Genomic DNA, 18,499 nt, shown 5'->3' with positions numbered 1-18,499 from the left:
GCCATGCTACGGCGGATAATCACGATTCTCGCGGTCGTCTTCACGGTGACGATGGCGACGCCGATGATCGCCTACGGCCAGACCTACGGCTTCGACGAGGCGTGCAACGAGCTGCACGACACCCTCGACAGCGTCGGCATTCCCGGCGTCTCGCTGGGGGACGCGGCATCGGCGGTCTGCAAGGCGGGCAATGCCGCCTCGCATCCGGTCGATGCCGCGACCGCCGTCAAGGACAAGGCGTGGGACTCCACCTTCGGCAAGGTGGTCGACTCGCTGATGAACGGCCTCGGCGAGGCCATCGTGCTGTCGCTGACCTTCTGGATGCGGGTGCCGAACGAGGCGGCGAGCGACTCCGGGTCGCTCTTCACCAAGATCAACGAGTACACGTACCAGATCCAGATATTGTTGCTCATCGCCTCGGTGATCCTCTCCGGCGCGCGGCTGGCCGCGGCCAGACGCGGGGCCGCCGTGAGCGAGGCGGCCGAGTCCTTCCGGATGTTCGCCCGGGTGGTGTTCAGCTCCTGGATGCTCGGCGCGGTGATCGTGGCGGGCACCCAGGCGTCGGATCGTTTCGCGGACTGGCTCATCCAGGACGCCACGAACGGCAACGCCAAGGACATGGCCGAGCTGATGGTGAAGACCAGCAAGCTGCAGGCGTTCTCGCCGGGGCTGGTGCTGATCATCGCGATCGTCGGGCTGCTCGGCGCGCTGGCGCAGATCGTGCTCGCCATCGTCAGGCAGGGGCTGCTGATCATCGCGGCGGGGGTACTTCCGCTGGCCGCGGCGTCGTCCGGGATGGACCTCGGCAAGTCCTCCTACCAGAAACTGGTCGGCTGGATCATCGCCTTCATGCTCTACAAACCGGTGGCCGCCATCGTCTACATGATCGCCTTCACCACCGCCGGGCACGTGGACGGCCTCACCCCCACCGGCGGGCTGCCGGAGGGCGAGGAGGCGCAGCGCATGCTGGTCGCCATCGTGCTGCTCTGCTCGGTCGCCTTCGTGCTGCCCGCGCTGATGCGGCTGGTGACCCCCGCGGTCGCCATCGTCGGCAGCGGCGGCTCCGGCCTCACCGCGACCGGCGGCACGCTGGTCGCGGCGGCCGCGCTCGGTGCCATGGGCACCAAGGCGGTCGGCACCCGCACCGCCGCCGCGCCCGGCCGGGCCGGCTACGTCAGCGGCAGCGGTACCGGGCCGCGCCCGCCGGGTGGCGCGGGCGGGATGCGGCCGTCGCCGCGCCCGACCCCGCCGCGCGGTGGTGGCGGCGGCGCGGGCGCTGCCGCGGCCCCGCCCGCTGCGCGCGCCTCCGGGCCGGCGGGGGCGGGCGGGGTAGCCTCCGGGGCATCCCGGGTGGCGGGCCGGGTCGCGTCCGCGCGCGCCGCCACCTCGGGGTTGAACCGGGCGGATCAGGCCATGGGCGACATGGCAGGTGACCGCTGGGCCAACCGGTCGCCCGATCTCGGAAGGAGCACCATTCCGCGATGACGAGCACCGACACCTACGAGCGCCGGTCCTACGGCCTCTGGCAGAAGCCCCGCAGCGCAGGTCTGTTCGGCCTGCGCTGGGAGGAGACCGTCATCGGTTTCGTCGTCGTGATCACCGCGCTGATCTGCGCGATGGTCGGCGGCTTCCAATGGGGGGTGATCGTCGGCGGCGTCGGTGTCGTCGTGATGGTTCCGCTGGTGTGGCGGTCCGGGGGGCGCTCCGGGTACGAGACGGGAATTATGATGTTCAACTGGATGCGGTCGCGCAATCGCGGCGAGCACGTCTACCGCGGCGGCCGGTTCTCCCGGATCCCCGGCGGCGTCACCCGGCTGCCAGGGCTGCTCGCGCCCTCCAAGCTCTACGAGGGCATCGACGCGGGCGGCTACAGCTTCGGCATGATCCACCTGCCGCAGTTCGCGCAGTACACGGTGGTGCTGCGGGCCTGGCCGCAGGGGCACGAGGCGGTGGACCAGCCGGTCATCGACCGCTGGGTCTCGGCCTGGGGCACCTTCCTCGCCTCGGTCGGCCAGACCAGCGACATCATCGCCGTCGTCCCGGTGATCGACACCGTGCCGGAGACCGGCAACCGGCTGCTCACCGAGGTCTCCACCATCACCCGCCCGGACGCGCCGGACCTGGCGCAGCAGGTGATGTACGAGCTCGCCACCGAGCTGCCGCAGGAGCGGGTGCAGCTGCTGCCCCGGGTCGCGATCACCTTCAAGGCCACCACCGCCGAGCGGCGCAAGAACCCGGCCGAGGAGGCGGTGGAGATCGGGCGCAGGCTGCCCGGCATCTGCGCCGCGCTCGCCGAGGCGGGGGTGCGCGCGCAGCCGATGGCGGCCGAGGAGGTCATCGCCTTCATCCGGCGCAGCTACGACCCGGCCGCGCAGGCCGACCTCGAGGTCGCCGCGGGCGAGCCCGGCGGGCACGGCCTGGACTGGGCCGACGCCGGGCCGGTCTCGCACGACGAGAAATGGGACCACCTGCTGCACGACGGCGGCCGCTCGGTCACCTGGGAGATGGACGCCGCCCCCGAGGGCGCCGTCGACGAGCGGGTGCTGCAGCGCCTGCTGGCGCCGAACCCGGAGGTGCCGCGCAAGCGGATCGCCATCGTGTACCGGCCGCACTCGGCCGCGGACGCCGCCGAGATCGTCGACGACGACTTCAAGAACGCGCTGGTGGCGCAGCAGAGCGAACGCGGCGTCGTGTCGGCCGCGGCAACCCTGCGGGTGGGCGCCACCCAGCAGGCGCGAGAGGAACAGGCACGTGGTCACGGCGTTACGCGGTTCGGCGCGCTCGTGACCATCACCGAACCGATGCGCGGAGATCTGCCGCGCATCGAGGCGATTACCCGCGACCTGTCCACACAGGCGCGGTTGAAGATCCGGCGGTGCTACCGGTACCAGGCGGCGGCTTTCGCGGCTTCCCTCGGGTGCGGTGTCATCCTGCCGGAGCACGCGACCATTCCGAAGGCATTGGCGGGGTGAGCGATCCATGGCACGTGACTACGAACCACCGGTCCGGGACCGGGAGAGCGCTCCGGCGCGCCGCGGCTCGCGGCGCGACTCGCGCGAGAACCGCGCCGACCACGAACAGTGGCCGGACCCGGCGCTAGCCGAGCCGCCCCGGCGCAGGCCGCTGCCGCCGACCCTGGAGCCGCCGGACAGTGCGGGGCGCCCGCGCGGGCGCCGCGCGCCGGACGCCCCACCGCGGGAGCGCGATCCGGAGGCGCCGGCGGGGGACGGCAGGCCCGAACCCCGCCGCGCACCCGAGCGCCGCCGCCCGGCGGCCGAGAGTGCCCGCCGGGCACCGGAATCGGGCGAGGGGCGGCGCGCGGCGAACGACGCCGAACGCCCCCCGAGCGCCGAGGATCCCCGGCGGGCGCCGGAATCGGGTCGCTCGTCCGCCCACGCGCGGCGCGCGGCCGCCGCCGGCGACACCGGTCGCCGACCCGCCGCCGAGCGGCGGGCACCCGAATCGGGCCGCCCGGCGGCGGAGGCGCGCCGCGCCGCCATCGATGGCGACACCGGCCGACGCCCGGCCGCCGACCCGCGCCGTGCGGCGGTGGACGGCGATACCGTGCGCCGCCCGCCGGCCGAGGGCGCGCGCCGGGCGCCGGAATCCGGCCGGGATCCGGTCGAGAACGGCCGCCGCGCGGCGGAATCCGCGCGCGCCGCCGCCGAGGCGCGGCGCGGCTCCGCACCGCGCCGCGCCGAGGGCGAGGTGGCCAGGCGCTCCCCGGACGACGTCGCCCCGCGCCGCCAGCCGGAGCCGCCCGCTCCGCGCCGCCCCCGCCCGGCGAACCTGCGCAAGGAGCGGCAACCCGGCCGCGACCGCCGCGACCAGAAGCCGGACTACACCGCCGACCGCGCCATGGGCAACGCCGACCCGGCCGCCCGCCGCGCCAAGGCCCGCGCCGACAAGCGCAAGCAGCAGGGCCCCTCGGTCCTGGACGACGCCACCCGCACCCAGCTGGAGGCGATCGCCCGCGAACAGAACGGCCTGCGCGCGGTCTGGGCGCAGTTCCGGATCACCACCGACGACGCCCGCCGCCGCAACGCCGCCGCCCGCACCGAGCAGTCGCACGAGGACGGCTTCGACCGCGCCACCGCGCAGCTCACCGACCGCGGCTACGCGGGCCCCGGCGGCGGCCGGATGAACGTGGTCGGCCGCCCGGTCGAGTACCGCGCCACCACCGCCCAGGTGGCCGGGCTCTGGCCGTGGTCGGTCGGCGCGGGCGCGCCGCTGATCGGCACCCCGCTCGGCTCGCACCTGCACACCGGCGCCCCGGTCTGCTTCGACCCGATGAACTGGTTCCTGCGCGGCAGCTTCATCACCGCGCCGAGCCTGTTCGTGCTCGGGCTGAACGGCTTCGGCAAGTCCTCGCTGGTGCGCCGGATCGTGCTCGGCGGCATCGCCCAGGGCATCACCCCGCTCATCCTGGCCGACGTCAAACCGGACTACCGCAAGATGGTGGAGATGGTCGGCGGCCAGGTGATCGACCTCGGCTACGGCCACGGCCAGCTGAACCCGCTGGCCGCGGGGGTGCTCGGCTCGGTGGTGCCGCTGCTGGACGAGATGCCGGAGCTCCAGCTGCAGGTGCTGCAGGATCTGCGCGCCAGGCAGGTCACGCTGATCGCCGGGCTGGTCGAGCTGGTCCGCGGGGCCAGGGTGCGCGACTACGAGGAGACGCTGATCTCCACCGCGCTGCGCGTCCTGTACCGCCCGGGCAGCGGCTACACCCCGGACAGCCCGCCGATCATGGAGAACCTGCTCGAGGTGATCGTGGACGGCGGCGAGGAGCTCATGCTCGACGCGGGCGCCGACGACGAGGCCGAGTACCAGGTCGCGATCAAGAACCTGCGGCGCTCGCTGCGCGCGCTCACCCAGGGCCCGTTCGGCGCGATCTTCAACGGCCAGACCTCGGTGCCGATCGACACCTCCGCGGTGGCGGTGGCGATCGACGTCTCGCACATCCCCACCGGCGACAAGAAGCTCAAGGCCGCGGTCATGCTCGCCTGCTGGGCGGACGGCTTCGCCTCGGTCGAGGCGGCGCACGTGCTCGCCGACGCCGGGCTCGGCCCGCAGCGCTACTTCCAGGTGGTCATGGACGAGCTGTGGCAGGTGCTCGGCCTCGGTGACTTCATGGTCGACCGGGTGGACGAGCTGACCCGGTTGCAGCGCACCATCGCGACCGCGCTGATCATGATCAGCCACACCATCAAGGACCTGCAGGCGCTCGGCTCCGACGCGGCCATCGCCAAGGCGCTCGGCTTCCTGGAACGTGCGCGCGCCAAGATCTTCGGCGCGCTGCCCGCCGAGGAGCTGCACCGGCTGGACAGCACGGTGCCGTTCACCGCGGCCGAGCAGGAGATGGTGACCAGCTGGTCGGCGCCGCAGGCGCTCACCGGCGAGGCGCTCAAACCGGGGCAGCAGCGGCCGTCGCCGCCCGGCACCGGCAAGTTCCTGCTCAAGATCGGCGAGGACCGCAGGCCGGGCATCCCGTTCCACATGGAGTTCACGCTCTCCGAGAAGGAGAGCGGAATCCACGAGACCAACCAGCGGTTCAGCGAGTTCACCGAGTCCACCCGGCGTGGTGATTCCGGGAGCGCGGCGTGAGTACCGCGGTGGATGCGAGGTGCGGCCGATGATGCCGCACCGGTCGTACCGCCGGGTCTCACCCGAGGTGCGGCAGGCGGCGGTGCAGCAGGTGCTCGCGCTGGCGAGCACGCTGAGCAGCGAGTCGGAGGCGTGCCGGGTGGTGGCCGATCAGATCGGCGTGCACACCAACTCGGTGCGCAACTGGGTGCGGGCCGCCGAGGGGCCGAGCCTGGAGCGGATGGACGCGGCGGCGCTGCGCCGCAAGGTGGCGCTGCTGCAGCAGCAGCTCGCCGCCGCCGCCGAGATGAACCGGACCCTCGCCGACACCCTGAACGAGTCCCGGCGCCGCACGTGAGCCCTCGGTGAACGCGCGCAGCATCCTCTACTTCGCACTGGGCAGCGTCATCGGGCTCATCACGATCGTCCTGGTGATCGTGCTGCCCGCCGCCGAGGACCCGTGCGCGGACGCGAGCGTGCTCGGCTCCGCCTCGGTGCTCCCGCCGCTCGGCGGGTACGCCCCCGGCGACCCGCGCGCGGGCGCCACCGCCGCCCCGGACGGCACCGGCGCGGCGAACGCCGAGAATGTTCCCGCGGCGAACCCGTCCGCCACCGGGACCCCCTCGCTCGCCGCGGGCGCGGGCCCGCTGCGCCGCACGCTGCCGCTGGCCACCGGCACCTACTCGGTCTCCGATACCTTCGGCACCCGCGGCGGCGGGCACCGCGGCGTCGACTTCGCCGCCACCGACGGCACCCCCATCTACTCGGTCGCCGACGGCCGGGTGGTCGCCGCGGGCCCCGCCTCCGGCTTCGGCAACTGGATCGTCGTCGACTCGGTGGACACCAACGGCCGCGGCTACTCCGCGGTCTACGGCCACATGTGGGACAGCGGCGTCGGGGTCGCGGTCGGCGAGACCGTGCGCGCGGGCCAGCCCATCGGCGCGGTCGGCTCGAACGGCGAGTCCAGCGGCCCGCACCTGCATTTCGAGGTGGTGCCGGGCGGCCGCTTCACCGGGGGCAGGCAGATCGACCCGATGCCCTGGCTGGACGGCGCGCCGACCCCGGATGTCGGTGGCGCGCGGGCCTACTCGGCCGACCCGCGATGCAGCCGCGGCTTCGGCAGCGCGGGCGGCGCGCTGGCCGACGGCAAGGTCCCGGCCGAGCTGGAGATCTGGTACCGCAGGGCGGGCTCGCTCTGCCCGGAGATCACCCCGTCGCTGCTGGCCGCGCAGGCCAGGCAGGAGTCCGGCTTTCGGCGCGGGCTGACCTCGCCCGCGGGCGCGCAGGGGCTGGCGCAGTTCCTGCCTGGCACCGCCGCCTCGACCAACCCGGACGACGGCCAGCCCTACGTCATCGACGCCGACGGCAACGGCACCGCCAGCGTGTGGGACGACGGCGACGCCATCATCGGCCAGGGCCGCTACATGTGCGCCATCGCGGGCAAGATCAACGGCTGGATCGCGGAGGGCCGGGTGCGCGGCGACGTCGTCCCGCTCACGCTGGCCGCCTACAACGCGGGCGAGGGCGCGGTGCTCGCCTCCGGCGGCATGCCGAACCAGTACGCCGCGCACCTCTCGGAAACCGCGCCCTACGTGCGCAATATCCTCACGATGGAGCCGGAGTACCGTGATCCCGGCTCGAACGGCCGCTTCACCCCGGAGGAGGGCGGCGGCACCGCACAGGTGCTCGCCGCCGCGCGGGAATGGCTCGGCACCCCGTACGTCTGGGGCGGCGGCGGGCCGCAGGGCCCGAGCAGCGGCGGGCTGGACGGGCCCGGGCTGACCGCGGCCGCGGTCTTCGCGGCCTCCACCGGCACGGTGACGCTGCCGCGCACCGCCGAACAGCAGTGGGAGGCGGGCTCCGAGGTGCCGCTCGCCAAGGCCGCCCCCGGCGACCTGGTGTTCAGCGGCTTCGGCTCGCGCGGCCCCGCGCAGGTCGGGGTGTACGCCGGGAACGGCAGCATGCTGCAGGCGGTACCGGGGGCGAACGGTCAGGGCGGCGGCGTCACCGAGGTGCCGGTGCCCGGCGATGCCAGGGCGAGGAGGGTGCTGTGAATACTCGGCCGAGGTGCGCGGACGCGTTACCCTGGATGGGCAAGGGGAATTCACGCGCGACGCTGGTGGTGGTGCTGATGGCGGGCATCGCGGTGCTGCTCGCGGCCTGCGGCGGCCGGGAACCGGATTCGTCCGCGCCCGGCGCGGCGAGCCGGGCGACTTCGACCACGCGGCTGCTCGAGGCCGCCCCGGCGCCGGACCCGGTCACCCCGGACGGTGTCGCGGTCGCGGCGCTGCGCGAGATCTACACCTGGAACCCGGCCGCCGAGGCGCCGGGCGATTCGCTCGCGCGGGCCAGGAAGTTCCTCGGCCCCAGCCTGATCCGCACCGCGGAGGCCCCCGCCGCCGACGGGCCGAAGCCGACCCTGCAGTGGGGGGAGTGGGCCGCCGCGGGAGCAACGGTGCGGGCCTTCACCTTCGCCTCCGGGGAGCGCCCGCCCGCGGCGGCGGACCCGAACGTGCAACAGTTCAAGATCGGAATCGAGCAGACCGTCGAGTACCGGAACGGCAGGCAGGAGCAGCTGCCGCCGGCCACCGTGATCGCCACCGTGGTGCGCACCGCCGACGGCTGGCGGCTCGACGGTTTCCGCTGACCCCCGTTTCATCACAGAGTCCGGAGGAGCGCATGGCTAAGAAGAACGTGGTCCAGGACCCGGCCGAGGTCGGGCCCGACCTCGGGCTGTACGCCGTCTACGCGGGCTTCGCGGTCTTCGGCACGGTGTATCTCGCTCTGCACCTCGGCAACTGGTTCGTGTCGCCGCCGCAGGAGATGCCGTTCAACCCGATCGACATCGTGCTCCAGCTGATCGGGGCGAAGGAACCCCGGCTCCGCTGGCCGCCGGCGACGACCGCGCTCATCCTGCTGGTGATCGCGCTGGTGATCGCCTTCGTTGTGCTGCGCAAGCGCCGGGCGAAGAAGGCGGCGGTCGGGCGGCTCGGGGTGGACGACAAGGCCGACAAGATGGGCAACGGCGGCGCCATCGCCGCGCTCACCGAGGCGGGGGTGCGGGCCAAGGCCGAGCAGCTCGGCACCCGGCTGGAGCCGGGCCACAGCCCGGGCGTGCCGATCGGCATCGGGGTCGCCGACGGCGTCATGCTCTACGGCTCGTACGAGGATCTGCACCTGGACATCTGGGGGCCGCGGCAGGGCAAGTCCACCTCCCGGGTGATCCCGGCCATCCTCACCGCCATCGGCCCGGTGCTGGCCACCTCGAACAAGCGCGATGTCGTCGACGCGACGCGCGACGTCCGGGAGGCCAAGGGCAGCCGCACCTTCGTCTTCGACCCGCAGGGCGTGGCGGGGGAGGAGCCGACCTGGTTCTGGGATCCGCTGAAGTGGATCGACGCCGCGCACGAGGGCTGCGAGATGCGCGCCGCCCGGCTGGCCGGGCACTTCGCCGACGGCGATGACGGCGAGGACGCCAAGGGCGACGCCTTCTTCGACCCGGAGGCCGAGGATCTGCTCGCCGGGCTCTTCCTCGCCGCCGCGGTCGGTGACGAGAACGGCCCGCGGGCGATCACCCAGATCTGGGAGTGGGTCACCAACCCGCTCGACACCGAGCCCATCGAGCTGCTGCGCCGGGCCAGGCACCACTTCACCGCCTCCGGCCTGTCGTCCCAGTACAACGCCGACCCGCGCACGCAGAGCGGCATCTTCGGCACCGCCAAGAAGATGGTGCGCTGCCTCAAGCTCTCCAATGTGCACCCGTGGGTGTCGCGCGGCGACGACCGGCGCGAATTCGACGAGCTGGCCTTCCTGGAGGGCAACGGCACCCTCTACAGCCTCTCGCTCGAGGGCCGCGGCTCCGCGTCGCCGCTGGTGAGCGCGCTCACCGAGGCGGTGATCGACGTGGCGATGCGCAAGGCGTCGAAGTCGCGCGGCGGCAGGCTGCCGGTCCCGCTGCTCGCGGTGCTCGACGAGGCCGCGAACGTGGTGCGCTGGAAGGATCTGCCCAAGCAGTACAGCCACTTCGGCTCGCGCGGCATCGTCGTCATGACGGTGCTGCAGTCCTGGGCGCAGGGCGTGCGCTGCTGGGGCGAGGCCGGGATGAACGCGCTCTGGGCGGCCGCGAACATCAAGGTGCTCGGAAGCGGGGTTGACGACACCAACTTCCTGCGCGAACGCTCCGAGGCGATCGGCTCGCACGACGCCATCTCGCAGTCGGTCTCGGAATCCAGTGGCGGCAAGAGCTTCTCCCGCTCGCTGGGTTCGTCCACCACGTTCAGTGTGCAGGCGCTGGCCCAGCTGCCGCGCGGCCGGATCATCGTCTTCGCCTCCGGCGCGCCGCCGGTACTCGTTCGAACCGTGCCGTGGTGGGAGAGCGAGTACGCTGCCGAGGTGAAGAACTCCATCTCGCGGCACGATCCGCAGCGCAAGACGGAGATCACCGACCTCTACGGTTCGCCGTCGTTCGACAAGAAGATCGCCGGTGAGGATCAGGGGCAGATCGAGGAGGTGCGGCCGCTGTGATGGAACCGCAGCAGCAGCAGCCCATGGTCCACGCGACCGTGGTCGAATTCGTGGAGAACTACCTGAGTGTCGTGTACCGGCGCCAGGTGACCGATCTGGGCGACACCGTCTGGTGCCCGGAGTGGTTCAAGCACGCCGAGGCGTGGGCCCGGCTGGACGCGCTGTGGCGCGCCTGGGAGCACTACCGGCTGGACGGCGCGACCGGGATGAGCGTGTGGTTCCTCGACCACGCCGATCCGCACATGGCGAAGCTCTTCGACCCGCGCGGGCCGTTCAAGTACTGCAGTGTGCGCAACGGGCACAAGGACATGCTCAATCCGCTGCCGGTGAAATCGCCGCAGCAGGGCGTCTTCGCCGATCCCACGCTGGGCGAGTACCGGATCTGATGCCGTCGCCGGGCGGCGCGCCGCCCGGCGACCGGGTTCAGTTGCGGGTGCGCTGGAGGCCGCGCGGATCCTGTTCGCGCCCGCCGCGCTGCACCGAGGGTGCGTCCGGGCGGGTGCGCACCGCCTCCTCCGGCGGGGCGCCGTGGCCCATCTCGACCAGCATCCGCACCGCGGCGAGTTCCGGTGCCACGCCGAGCCGTTCGAGGTGCTGCGCGATGGCGCTGCGCCGCTCGGCGGAGTCGTAGCGGATCGTCGGTGTCGCCGCGATGGCGGACTCGGCCGCGGCCATGCCGACGGAGTCGCGCTCGGCGGAGAGCCGGTCCTTCTCCAGCGAGAGCCCCTTGGCCGGCGTCGGCGCCCGATCCATCAACCGGCTCAGCTCGACATTGCGCGGATCCTTGGCCTTGGATTCCCTGGCCTCGCGGACCTGGAGCTCCCTGGCCTCCTTCATCCTGGCTTCGGTGACCTTGACGCGGGCTTCGGCTTCCTTCTGACCGCGCTCCCTGGTGCGGAGCGCGACCAGCGTCGCGATCTGCAACATGGTCCGCATCACCGCGGCGGTCTCTTTGCCGATATCGTCCAGTTCCTCGGCCATGGCTGGCTCCCCGATGCCGCAGTTATCTGATGTGGTGGTGCACCAGACGAACGTCGCGGGACCTGTGAGGGACCACTCGGTAGGCAAATCGCTACCGGCGGAACTCCCTTCAGGTCCCGCGACCGAGAATGCTCCTCAGTCGAGGTTACAGGATTCGCCCACGAATGTGCGCGCCATCGGCGCGTTCCCCGCCATCGATCTCCGCAAAAGCGACAGCCGGTACCGGGTGGTCTCAGTCGATCTGGACGGTGTTCAGCGTGATGGGCTGGTTCGGCGCGCCGTCGCCGGGGCCACCGGCGTCGTTCGTGCCGATCGCGGCGATCCGGTCCAGCGTCGGCATGCTCGCGTCGTCGACCTGCCCGAAGATCGTGTACTGCGGCGGGAGCTGGGAATCGCCGTAGACCAGGAAGAACTGGCTGCCGTTCGTGCCCGGCCCCGCGTTGGCCATGGCGAGTACGCCGCGCTTGTACGGGACGGCTTCGCCCGCGGCGGGATCCATCTGGTCGTACTGGTCGGTCGGGTACTCGTTGTCGTACTCGTAACCGGGGCCGCCGCTTCCGGTGCCGGTGGGGTCGCCGCACTGCAGCACCTTCAGCCCCTCGCCCGCGGTGAGGCGGTGGCAGTCGGTGCCGTCGTAGAAGCCCTGGCTCGCCAGGCTGGCGAAGCTGTTGACGGTGCACGGCGAGGCCGCGTTGTCCAGGGTGACGCCGATCGGACCCTGGTTGGTGTCGATGCTCATGCTCAGCGTGGCGTCGGCGCCGGTGGTGGGGATGCCGGTGGTCTTGCTCGGCTTCTGCACCGGCTTGTCCGCGGGCTTGACGCTGTCGCGGTAGGCGCAGTCGACGGTCGCGGCCTTCGGCTTGGCGGCGGGCAGCTCGCCGGCGACCGGGGTGCTGGAGAGCGAGGCGTCGGCCTGGTCGGCGGTGCTGTCGTCGCCCCTGGTGAGGAAGTAGACGCCGACGCCGGCCGCGGCGACGATCACGACTCCGAGTACCGACCCCGCGATCGTCAGCCGCCTGCGCTTGCGCGCCCGCTCCGCCCGGTTGGCCAGCTGGCGTTCCAGCTTCCGCTTCGCCGCGGCCCGGCGCTGTTCGTTGCTCGGCACTGGCAGATCCTCCCGTTTCCGTGACTTCCGGCATACGAGTGTGCCATCCCTTCCTGAGACGGCTCCCGCCTGTGCGGAACCGGTTGGACTCGGCGGCACCGGGTGGAGGAAACTGGACGACCGTGACCAAGACCAGCAGCTTCTCCGCGCCCAAGGGAGTCCCGGACTACCTGCCCCCCGCTTCGGCCGAGTTCGTCGCCGTGCGCGACGGGCTGGTCGGGGCAGCCCGGCTGGCCGGATACGGGCACGTGGAGCTGCCGATCTTCGAGGACACCGGGCTCTTCGCGCGCGGCGTCGGCGAGTCCACCGACGTGGTCAGCAAGGAGATGTACACCTTCGCCGACCGCGGCGAGCGCAGCGTCACGCTGCGCCCGGAGGGCACCGCCGGCGTCATGCGCGCGGTGATCGAGCACGGCCTCGACCGCGGCCAGCTCCCGGTCAAGCTCTGCTACGCGGGCCCCTTCTTCCGCTACGAGCAGCCGCAGGCCGGGCGGTACCGCCAGCTGCAGCAGGTCGGGGTGGAGGCGATCGGGGTGGACGACCCGGCGCTGGACGCCGAGGTGATCGCCGTCGCCGACGCCGGGTTCCGCGGCCTCGGCCTCACCGGCTTCCGGCTCGAGCTCACCTCGCTCGGCGACGACACCTGCCGCCCGCGCTACCGCGAGCTGCTGCAGGAGTTCCTGCTCCGGCTGCCGCTGGACGAGGAGACGAAGCGCCGCGCCCGGCTGAACCCGCTGCGCGTGCTCGACGACAAGCGCCCCGAGGTCCGCGAGCTGACCGCGAACGCCCCGCTCATGCTCGACCACCTGTCCGAATCGGCCAAGGCGCACTTCGAGCAGGTGCTCGGCCACCTGGACGCGCTCGGCGTGCCGTACGTGGTGAACCCGCGCATGGTCCGCGGCCTGGACTACTACACCAAGACCACCTTCGAGTTCGTGCACGACGGCCTCGGCGCGCAGTCCGGCATCGGCGGCGGCGGCCGCTACGGCGGGCTGATGGCGCAGCTCGGCGGGTTGGAGCTCTCCGGGATCGGCTTCGGCCTCGGCGTCGACCGCACGGTGCTGGCGCTGCGCGCGGAGGGGAGGGAGGTGGGCAACCCGGCCCGCTGCGACGTCTACGGGGTGCCGCTCGGCGACGCCGCCAAGCAGCGGCTCGTGGTGCTGGCCGGGGAGCTGCGCGGGGCCGGGATCCGGGTCGACCTCGCCTACGGCGGGCGCGGCGTGAAGGGCGCCATGAAGGCCGCCGACCGCTCCGGCGCGCGGTTCGCGCTCGTCCTCGGCGATCGCGACCTCGCCGATGGCACGATCGGGGTGAAGAACCTGGCCGACGGGGAGCAGCGGCAGGTGCCGCTGGCCGAGGTGGCCGGCGTGCTGCGGGATCGGCTCGGCTGAGCCGGAAAAGGAGAGAGCCCCGGATGAACGAGGACGCCGCCCCCGAGGACGCCGCCCCCGACGACGCGGCCCCGAAGCCCGCGCCCGCCCCGGCCCGGCCCCCGGTGGGGCTGGATCTGGTCGAGCCCGAGGCGTACGCCCCGATGCTGCGCAGGCTCGCCGCGGTCGCGGCGGGCATCGGGCTGGTCGCGGCGCTGCTGGCCGCGGTGCTGCTCGGCCCGGCGCCGGCGCTGGCGGTGTTCCTGGTGATCGCGGCGCCGACCGTGCTCACCGTCGCGGCGCTGCGCCGTCGCCGGATGTGGCTGGCGGGCGGGGTGATCCACGCCCGCACGCTGCTCGGCGAGCGGCGGGTGGACGCGGCGGCGGCCACCGAGGTCGCGGTGCTGGTGCTGCCCGGCCGGATCAGCCGGGTCGCGCTGCGGGTCACCGCGGGCGGTCCGGCGATCACCGTTCCGCTCGCGCTCTACACCGGCGGCCCCGGCGCCGAGGCGGGCGAGGCGCGCGGCCGGGAGCTGCCGCTGCTCGGGCTGCGCGGCCTCGCCGACGCGCTCGCCGCCGCCCCGCTGGCGGCGGCGCTGGCGCTCTCCTCGGTGCTGGTGGCGCAGCTGCGCGCCGAGGCGCGCGACGCCCCGCTGGAGCAGCGCCCGCTCTACCGCGCGGTGCGGGCGGCGCTGGACGCCGGGCACCGGCGCGCCGTGGTGCTCAGCGACCGGGAGATCGCCGGCCTGGTCTGAGCTGTCTGCTCGCTCACCTTCGGCGGCCCGCGGCAGTGAGCCTCAGTAGGGTTGGAGCGTCCGTGTACCCCGCTGAACAGGAGAGCCCCGTCGTGACCAGCACCGATCGCACCGCTCCGGTGACCGTCGCCGTCACCGGCGGCGCGGGCCAGATCGCCTACGGGCTGCTCTTCCGGATCGCCTCCGGCGCCATGCTCGGCGCGCGGACGCCGGTGCGGCTGCGGCTGCTGGAGATCCCGGCGGCGGTCGCCTCGCTCGCCGGCGTCGCGATGGAGCTGGAGGACGGCGCCTTCCCGCTGCTGGAGTCGGTCGACATCAGCGACGACCCGTGGACCGGCTTCGCCGGGGCGAACATCGCGCTGCTGGTCGGCGCGCGGCCGCGCACCGCGGGCATGGAGCGCGGCGACCTGCTCGCCGCCAACGGCCCGATCTTCACCGAGCAGGGCGCCGCGATCAACGCCGTCGCCGCGGACGACGTCAAGGTGCTCGTGGTCGGCAACCCGGCCAACACCAACGCCTTCATCGCCGCGAGCAACGCCCCCGACGTTCCCGCCGCGCGCTTCACCGCCATGACCCGCCTCGACCACAACCGCGCGCTCGCCCAGCTGGCCCGCAGGACCGGGGTGCCCGCCGCCGGGATCGCCCGCGTCGCGGTCTGGGGCAACCACTCCGCCACCCAGTACCCGGACATCACGCACGCCACCATCGGCGGCCGGGACGCCCGCGCGGTGATCGCCGACCCGGCCTGGGTCGAGCGCGACTTCATCCCGACCGTGCAGCAGCGCGGGACCGCGATCATCGAGGCGCGCGGCGCCTCCTCCGCGGCCAGCGCGGCGAGCGCCGCCATCGACCACATCCACGACTGGGTGCTCGGCACCGCGCCGGGCGACTGGACCTCCATGGCGGTGCCGTCGGACGGCTCCTACGGCGTGCCGGAGGGGCTGATCAGCTCCTTCCCGGTGACCTGCGCCGACGGCGAGTACCGGATCGTGCCCGACCTGGAGATCGACGACTTCTCCCGGGCCAGGATCGACCGCAGCGTCGCCGAACTCGCGCAGGAGCGCTCCGCGGTGGTCGACCTCGGCTTCGCCAAGAAGGATTGATCGGTCCCGGTCCCCGGCCGAACGGCGGTCAGTGCGCGGCCGGGCCGACGCTCCAGGTCTCGGGGCCGTCCAGCAGGGTCTGCAGATCGCCCGGCTCTCCGGCGGCGGCGAGCTGGGCCCGCACCCCGTCGTCGTAGGTCGGCCGCGTGACGTCGCGCAGCACCCCGGTGACGACGTGGTTCAGCCGCTGGTCGCCGAGCCGGGCAAGGGCGTGCGCGTACCCCGGGTCGGCGCTGTGCGCGTCGTGCACGACGACCTCGACGTCGCCCACCTCGTCCGCCCGCGCCACCGCGAGCCCGAAACCCGAGCGCACGACGGCGAATTCGCGCTCGGCGCCGAAGCGCAGCGGCTCGCCGTGCCGGAGCGGGATCAGGCGCCGCGGCGCCTCTTCGCGGCGCAGCGCGTCGAACGAGCCGTCGTTGAAGATCGGGCAGTCCTGCAGGATCTCCACGAAGGCGGCGCCCCGGTGCGCGGCCGCCGCCCGCAGCACCTCGGTGAGCCCGGCCCGATCCGAATCCAGCGCCCGGCCGACGAAACTCGCGTCCGCGCCGAGCGCGAGCGCCAGCGTGTCGAAGGGGTGGTCCACCGAGCCGAGCGGCGTCGACCTGGTGACCGTCCCCGGCTCCGAGGTCGGCGAGTACTGGCCCTTGGTGAGCCCGTAGATCCGATTGTTGAACAGCAGGATCGTCAGGTTCACATTGCGCCGCAGCGCGTGGATCAGGTGGTTGCCGCCGATCGAGAGCGCGTCGCCGTCGCCGGTCACCACCCACACCGAGAGCTCCGGCCTGGTCACCGCGAGCCCGGTGGCGATGGCGGGCGCCCTGCCGTGGATGGAGTGGATGCCGTAGGCGTCCAGGTAGTACGGGAAGCGGCTGGAGCAGCCGATCCCGGAGACGAACATCAGGTTCTCCCGGCGCAGCCCGAGCTCGGCGAGGAAGCCGCGCACCGTCGCCAGGATGACGTAGTCGCCGCAGCCGGGGCACCACCGCACCTCCTGGTCGGTGGCGTAGTCCTTCGCCTGCTGCGGGGTCAGCGCCAGCGGCACGTGCGCGAGCCCGGTGTGCCCGCCGGTGGTCGTCATCGGTCGCCCCCGGTCCGGTAGGTCGCCCGCGCGCGGGCGGCGACGTCCTTGTCCCGCTCCAGGTCCCGGATCGAGCCGTCCAGCGCGGCGTCGATCACCCCGGTCAGCTCCGCGGTGGGGAAGGCGGTGCCGGTGGTCCTCGTCCACGGCACCACGTCCACCAGGTAGCGGGCGCGCAGCAGCAGCGCCAGCTGCCCGCCGTTCAGCTCCGGCGCCACCACCGTGCGGTACCGGCCGAGCACCGCGCCGAGGTTCGCCGGGAACGGGTTGAGGTGGCGCAGCTGCGCGTGCGCGACCGCGCGGCCGCGGCGGCGGGCCCGCCGGCAGGCCTCGCCGATCGGGCCGTACGAGCTGCCCCAGCCGATCAGCAGCACCTCGGCGGCGCCGTCCGGGTCGTCCACCTCCAGGTCGGGCACCGCGATGCCGTCGATCTTGGCCCGGCGCAGCCGGACCATGAGGTCGTGGTTGGCCGGGTCGTAGGAGATGTCGCCGGTGCCGTCGGCCTTCTCCAGCCCGCCGATCCGGTGCGCCAGCCCCGGGGTCCCCGGCACCGCGTACGGGCGGGCCAGCGTCTCCGGGTCGCGGGCGTAGGGCAGGAACTCGCGCCCGGGCTCGGCTGCGGCGAAGCCGGGGTCGATCGGCTCCAGCTCGGCGACGCGCGGGATCGCCCACGGCTCCGAGCCGTTCGCGATGGCGCCGTCGGAGAGCAGCAGCACCGGGGTGCGGTAGGTGAGCGCGATCCGGGCCGCCTCGATCGCGGTGCCGAAGCAGTCGGCGGGGGAGCGCGGGGCCAGCACCGGCACCGGCGACTCCCCGTTGCGGCCGTGCAGCGCCTGCAGCAGGTCGGCCTGCTCGGTCTTGGTGGGCAGCCCGGTGGAGGGGCCGCCGCGCTGCACGTCGATCACGACCAGCGGGACCTCGGTCATCACCGCCAGCCCGATCGTCTCGCTCTTCAGCGCGAGCCCGGGGCCGGAGGTGCTGGTGACCCCGAGCGCGCCGCCGAGCGCGGCCCCGAGCGCCGCGCCGATTCCCGCGATCTCGTCCTCGGCCTGGAAGGTGGTGACGCCGAACGCCTTGTGCCTGCTCAGTTCGTGCAGGATGTCCGAGGCCGGGGTGATCGGGTAGCTGCCGAGGAACACCGGGATCCCGGCCAGCCTGCCCGCGGTCACGATGCCGTAGGCGAGCGCGGTGTTCCCGGTGATCTGCCGGTAGGTGCCCGCGGGGAGCGCGGCCGGGGCGATATGGAAGGTGGTGGCGAAGCTCTCCGTGGTCTCGCCGTAGGCGAACCCGGCCCGGAAGGCGAGCAGGTTCGCCTCCGCGATCTCCGGCCGCTGCGCGAACTTCTCCCGCAGGAAGCGCTCGGTGCCGCCGATCGGGCGGCCGTACATCCAGGAGAGCAGCCCGAGCGCGAACATGTTGCGCGCCCGCTTGCCGTCCTTCTTGCCCGCGCCCGCTGCCTCGGTGGCGCCCGCGGTGAGCGCGGTCATCGGCACCCGGTGCACGACCAGGTCGCCGAGAGTGCCGTCGTCGAGGGGGCTCTCGGCGTACCCGGCCTTGGCCAGGTTGCGCCGGGTGAATTCGTCGGTGTCCACGATGACGGTGCCGCCGCGCGGCAGCTCGGCCAGGTTGGCGGCGAGCGCGGCCGGGTTCATGGCGACCAGCACGTCGGGCTGGTCGCCCGCGCTGAGGATGTCGTGGTCGGCGATCTGGATCTGGAACGACGACACCCCTGGCAGCGTGCCCTGTGGCGCCCTGATCTCGGCCGGGAAGCTGGGCTGGGTGGCGAGGTCGTTGCCGAAGGCCGCCGCCTCGTGCGTGAAGCGATCCCCGGTGAGCTGCATGCCGTCGCCGGAATCACCGGCGAAGCGGATGACGACGCGGTCCAGCTGGGTCGGCCCGCGGGCCTCCGCCGGATGCTCGGGGGGCACAGTCACTGCCTGCCTCACCGTCCTCGTCGTCGAGTGGTGCTCGGGGCGCAACCGCCAAGGTACTCCCGC

The 18,499-nt window shown here is 73.4% G+C and carries 15 protein-coding genes; 11 read left to right on the top strand and 4 right to left on the bottom strand.

Annotated features, from left to right (window positions below):
* Positions 1-3: 3 nt before the first annotated feature.
* From LTT61_RS08215 to LTT61_RS08180, 8 genes are read left to right on the top strand one after another with little or no spacing between them, the layout of a single operon-like run.
* Entirely contained in the window at positions 4-1,485 is a 1,482-nt protein-coding gene (locus LTT61_RS08215) for a hypothetical protein (RefSeq protein WP_233019329.1), read from the top strand.
* A complete protein-coding gene (locus LTT61_RS08210; RefSeq protein ID WP_233019328.1) occupies positions 1,482-2,972 on the top strand; it encodes an SCO6880 family protein in 1,491 nt (496 codons plus the stop codon). The genes LTT61_RS08215 and LTT61_RS08210 overlap by 4 nt, the downstream gene beginning before the upstream one ends.
* Before the next feature lie 7 nt (positions 2,973-2,979).
* Positions 2,980-5,604, top strand: a complete 2,625-nt coding sequence (locus LTT61_RS08205; RefSeq protein WP_233019327.1) for a hypothetical protein — start codon at positions 2,980-2,982, stop codon at positions 5,602-5,604.
* 28 nt (positions 5,605-5,632) lie between these two features.
* Positions 5,633-5,941 (top strand): transposase, encoded by a 309-nt coding sequence (locus LTT61_RS08200; protein ID WP_233019326.1) that lies wholly within the window; start codon positions 5,633-5,635, stop codon positions 5,939-5,941.
* Between the two features lie 7 nt (positions 5,942-5,948).
* Complete coding sequence (locus LTT61_RS08195; protein WP_233019325.1) at positions 5,949-7,637, top strand: peptidoglycan DD-metalloendopeptidase family protein; 1,689 nt, start codon at positions 5,949-5,951, stop codon at positions 7,635-7,637.
* Positions 7,634-8,230 (top strand): hypothetical protein, encoded by a 597-nt coding sequence (locus LTT61_RS08190; protein WP_233019324.1) that lies wholly within the window; start codon positions 7,634-7,636, stop codon positions 8,228-8,230. The genes LTT61_RS08195 and LTT61_RS08190 overlap by 4 nt, the downstream gene beginning before the upstream one ends.
* A gap of 32 nt (positions 8,231-8,262) precedes the next feature.
* Entirely contained in the window at positions 8,263-10,107 is a 1,845-nt protein-coding gene (locus tag LTT61_RS08185) for a type IV secretory system conjugative DNA transfer family protein (protein WP_233019323.1), read from the top strand.
* Entirely contained in the window at positions 10,107-10,493 is a 387-nt protein-coding gene (locus LTT61_RS08180; RefSeq protein WP_067656873.1) for a DUF4913 domain-containing protein, read from the top strand. Before LTT61_RS08185 ends, LTT61_RS08180 begins: the two co-directional genes overlap by 1 nt.
* Before the next feature lie 37 nt (positions 10,494-10,530).
* Here LTT61_RS08180 and LTT61_RS08175 read toward each other — a convergent pair whose 3' ends face one another.
* Positions 10,531-11,088, bottom strand: a complete 558-nt coding sequence (locus tag LTT61_RS08175) for a hypothetical protein (protein ID WP_233019322.1) — start codon at positions 11,086-11,088, stop codon at positions 10,531-10,533.
* A 232-nt stretch (positions 11,089-11,320) separates the two neighbouring features.
* On the bottom strand, positions 11,321-12,193 hold the full coding sequence (locus LTT61_RS08170) for a peptidylprolyl isomerase (RefSeq protein WP_233019321.1): 873 nt from the start codon (positions 12,191-12,193) through the stop codon (positions 11,321-11,323).
* A 122-nt stretch (positions 12,194-12,315) separates the two neighbouring features.
* Between LTT61_RS08170 and hisS the strand changes: the two genes are divergently transcribed.
* The 3 genes from hisS to LTT61_RS08155 all read left to right on the top strand — a co-directional run bounded on the left by hisS (position 12,316) and on the right by LTT61_RS08155 (position 15,421).
* Entirely contained in the window at positions 12,316-13,584 is a 1,269-nt protein-coding gene (hisS, locus tag LTT61_RS08165) for a histidine--tRNA ligase (RefSeq protein ID WP_233019320.1), read from the top strand.
* 23 nt (positions 13,585-13,607) lie between these two features.
* On the top strand, positions 13,608-14,318 hold the full coding sequence (locus LTT61_RS08160; protein ID WP_233019319.1) for a hypothetical protein: 711 nt from the start codon (positions 13,608-13,610) through the stop codon (positions 14,316-14,318).
* Positions 14,319-14,410: 92 nt separating this feature from the next.
* Entirely contained in the window at positions 14,411-15,421 is a 1,011-nt protein-coding gene (locus LTT61_RS08155) for a malate dehydrogenase (protein ID WP_233019318.1), read from the top strand.
* A gap of 28 nt (positions 15,422-15,449) precedes the next feature.
* On the opposite strand, the gene LTT61_RS08150 is transcribed toward LTT61_RS08155, so the two are convergent.
* Positions 15,450-16,502, bottom strand: a complete 1,053-nt coding sequence (locus tag LTT61_RS08150) for a 2-oxoacid:ferredoxin oxidoreductase subunit beta (protein ID WP_233019317.1) — start codon at positions 16,500-16,502, stop codon at positions 15,450-15,452.
* On the bottom strand, positions 16,499-18,436 hold the full coding sequence (locus tag LTT61_RS08145) for a 2-oxoacid:acceptor oxidoreductase subunit alpha (RefSeq protein WP_233019316.1): 1,938 nt from the start codon (positions 18,434-18,436) through the stop codon (positions 16,499-16,501). Before LTT61_RS08145 ends, LTT61_RS08150 begins: the two co-directional genes overlap by 4 nt.
* Positions 18,437-18,499 lie beyond the last annotated feature (63 nt).

Origin of the sequence: Nocardia asteroides (assembly GCF_021183625.1) — a bacterium.
GTDB lineage: Bacteria > Actinomycetota > Actinomycetes > Mycobacteriales > Mycobacteriaceae > Nocardia > Nocardia asteroides_A.
This window is presented reverse-complemented; position numbering and strand designations above follow the sequence as displayed.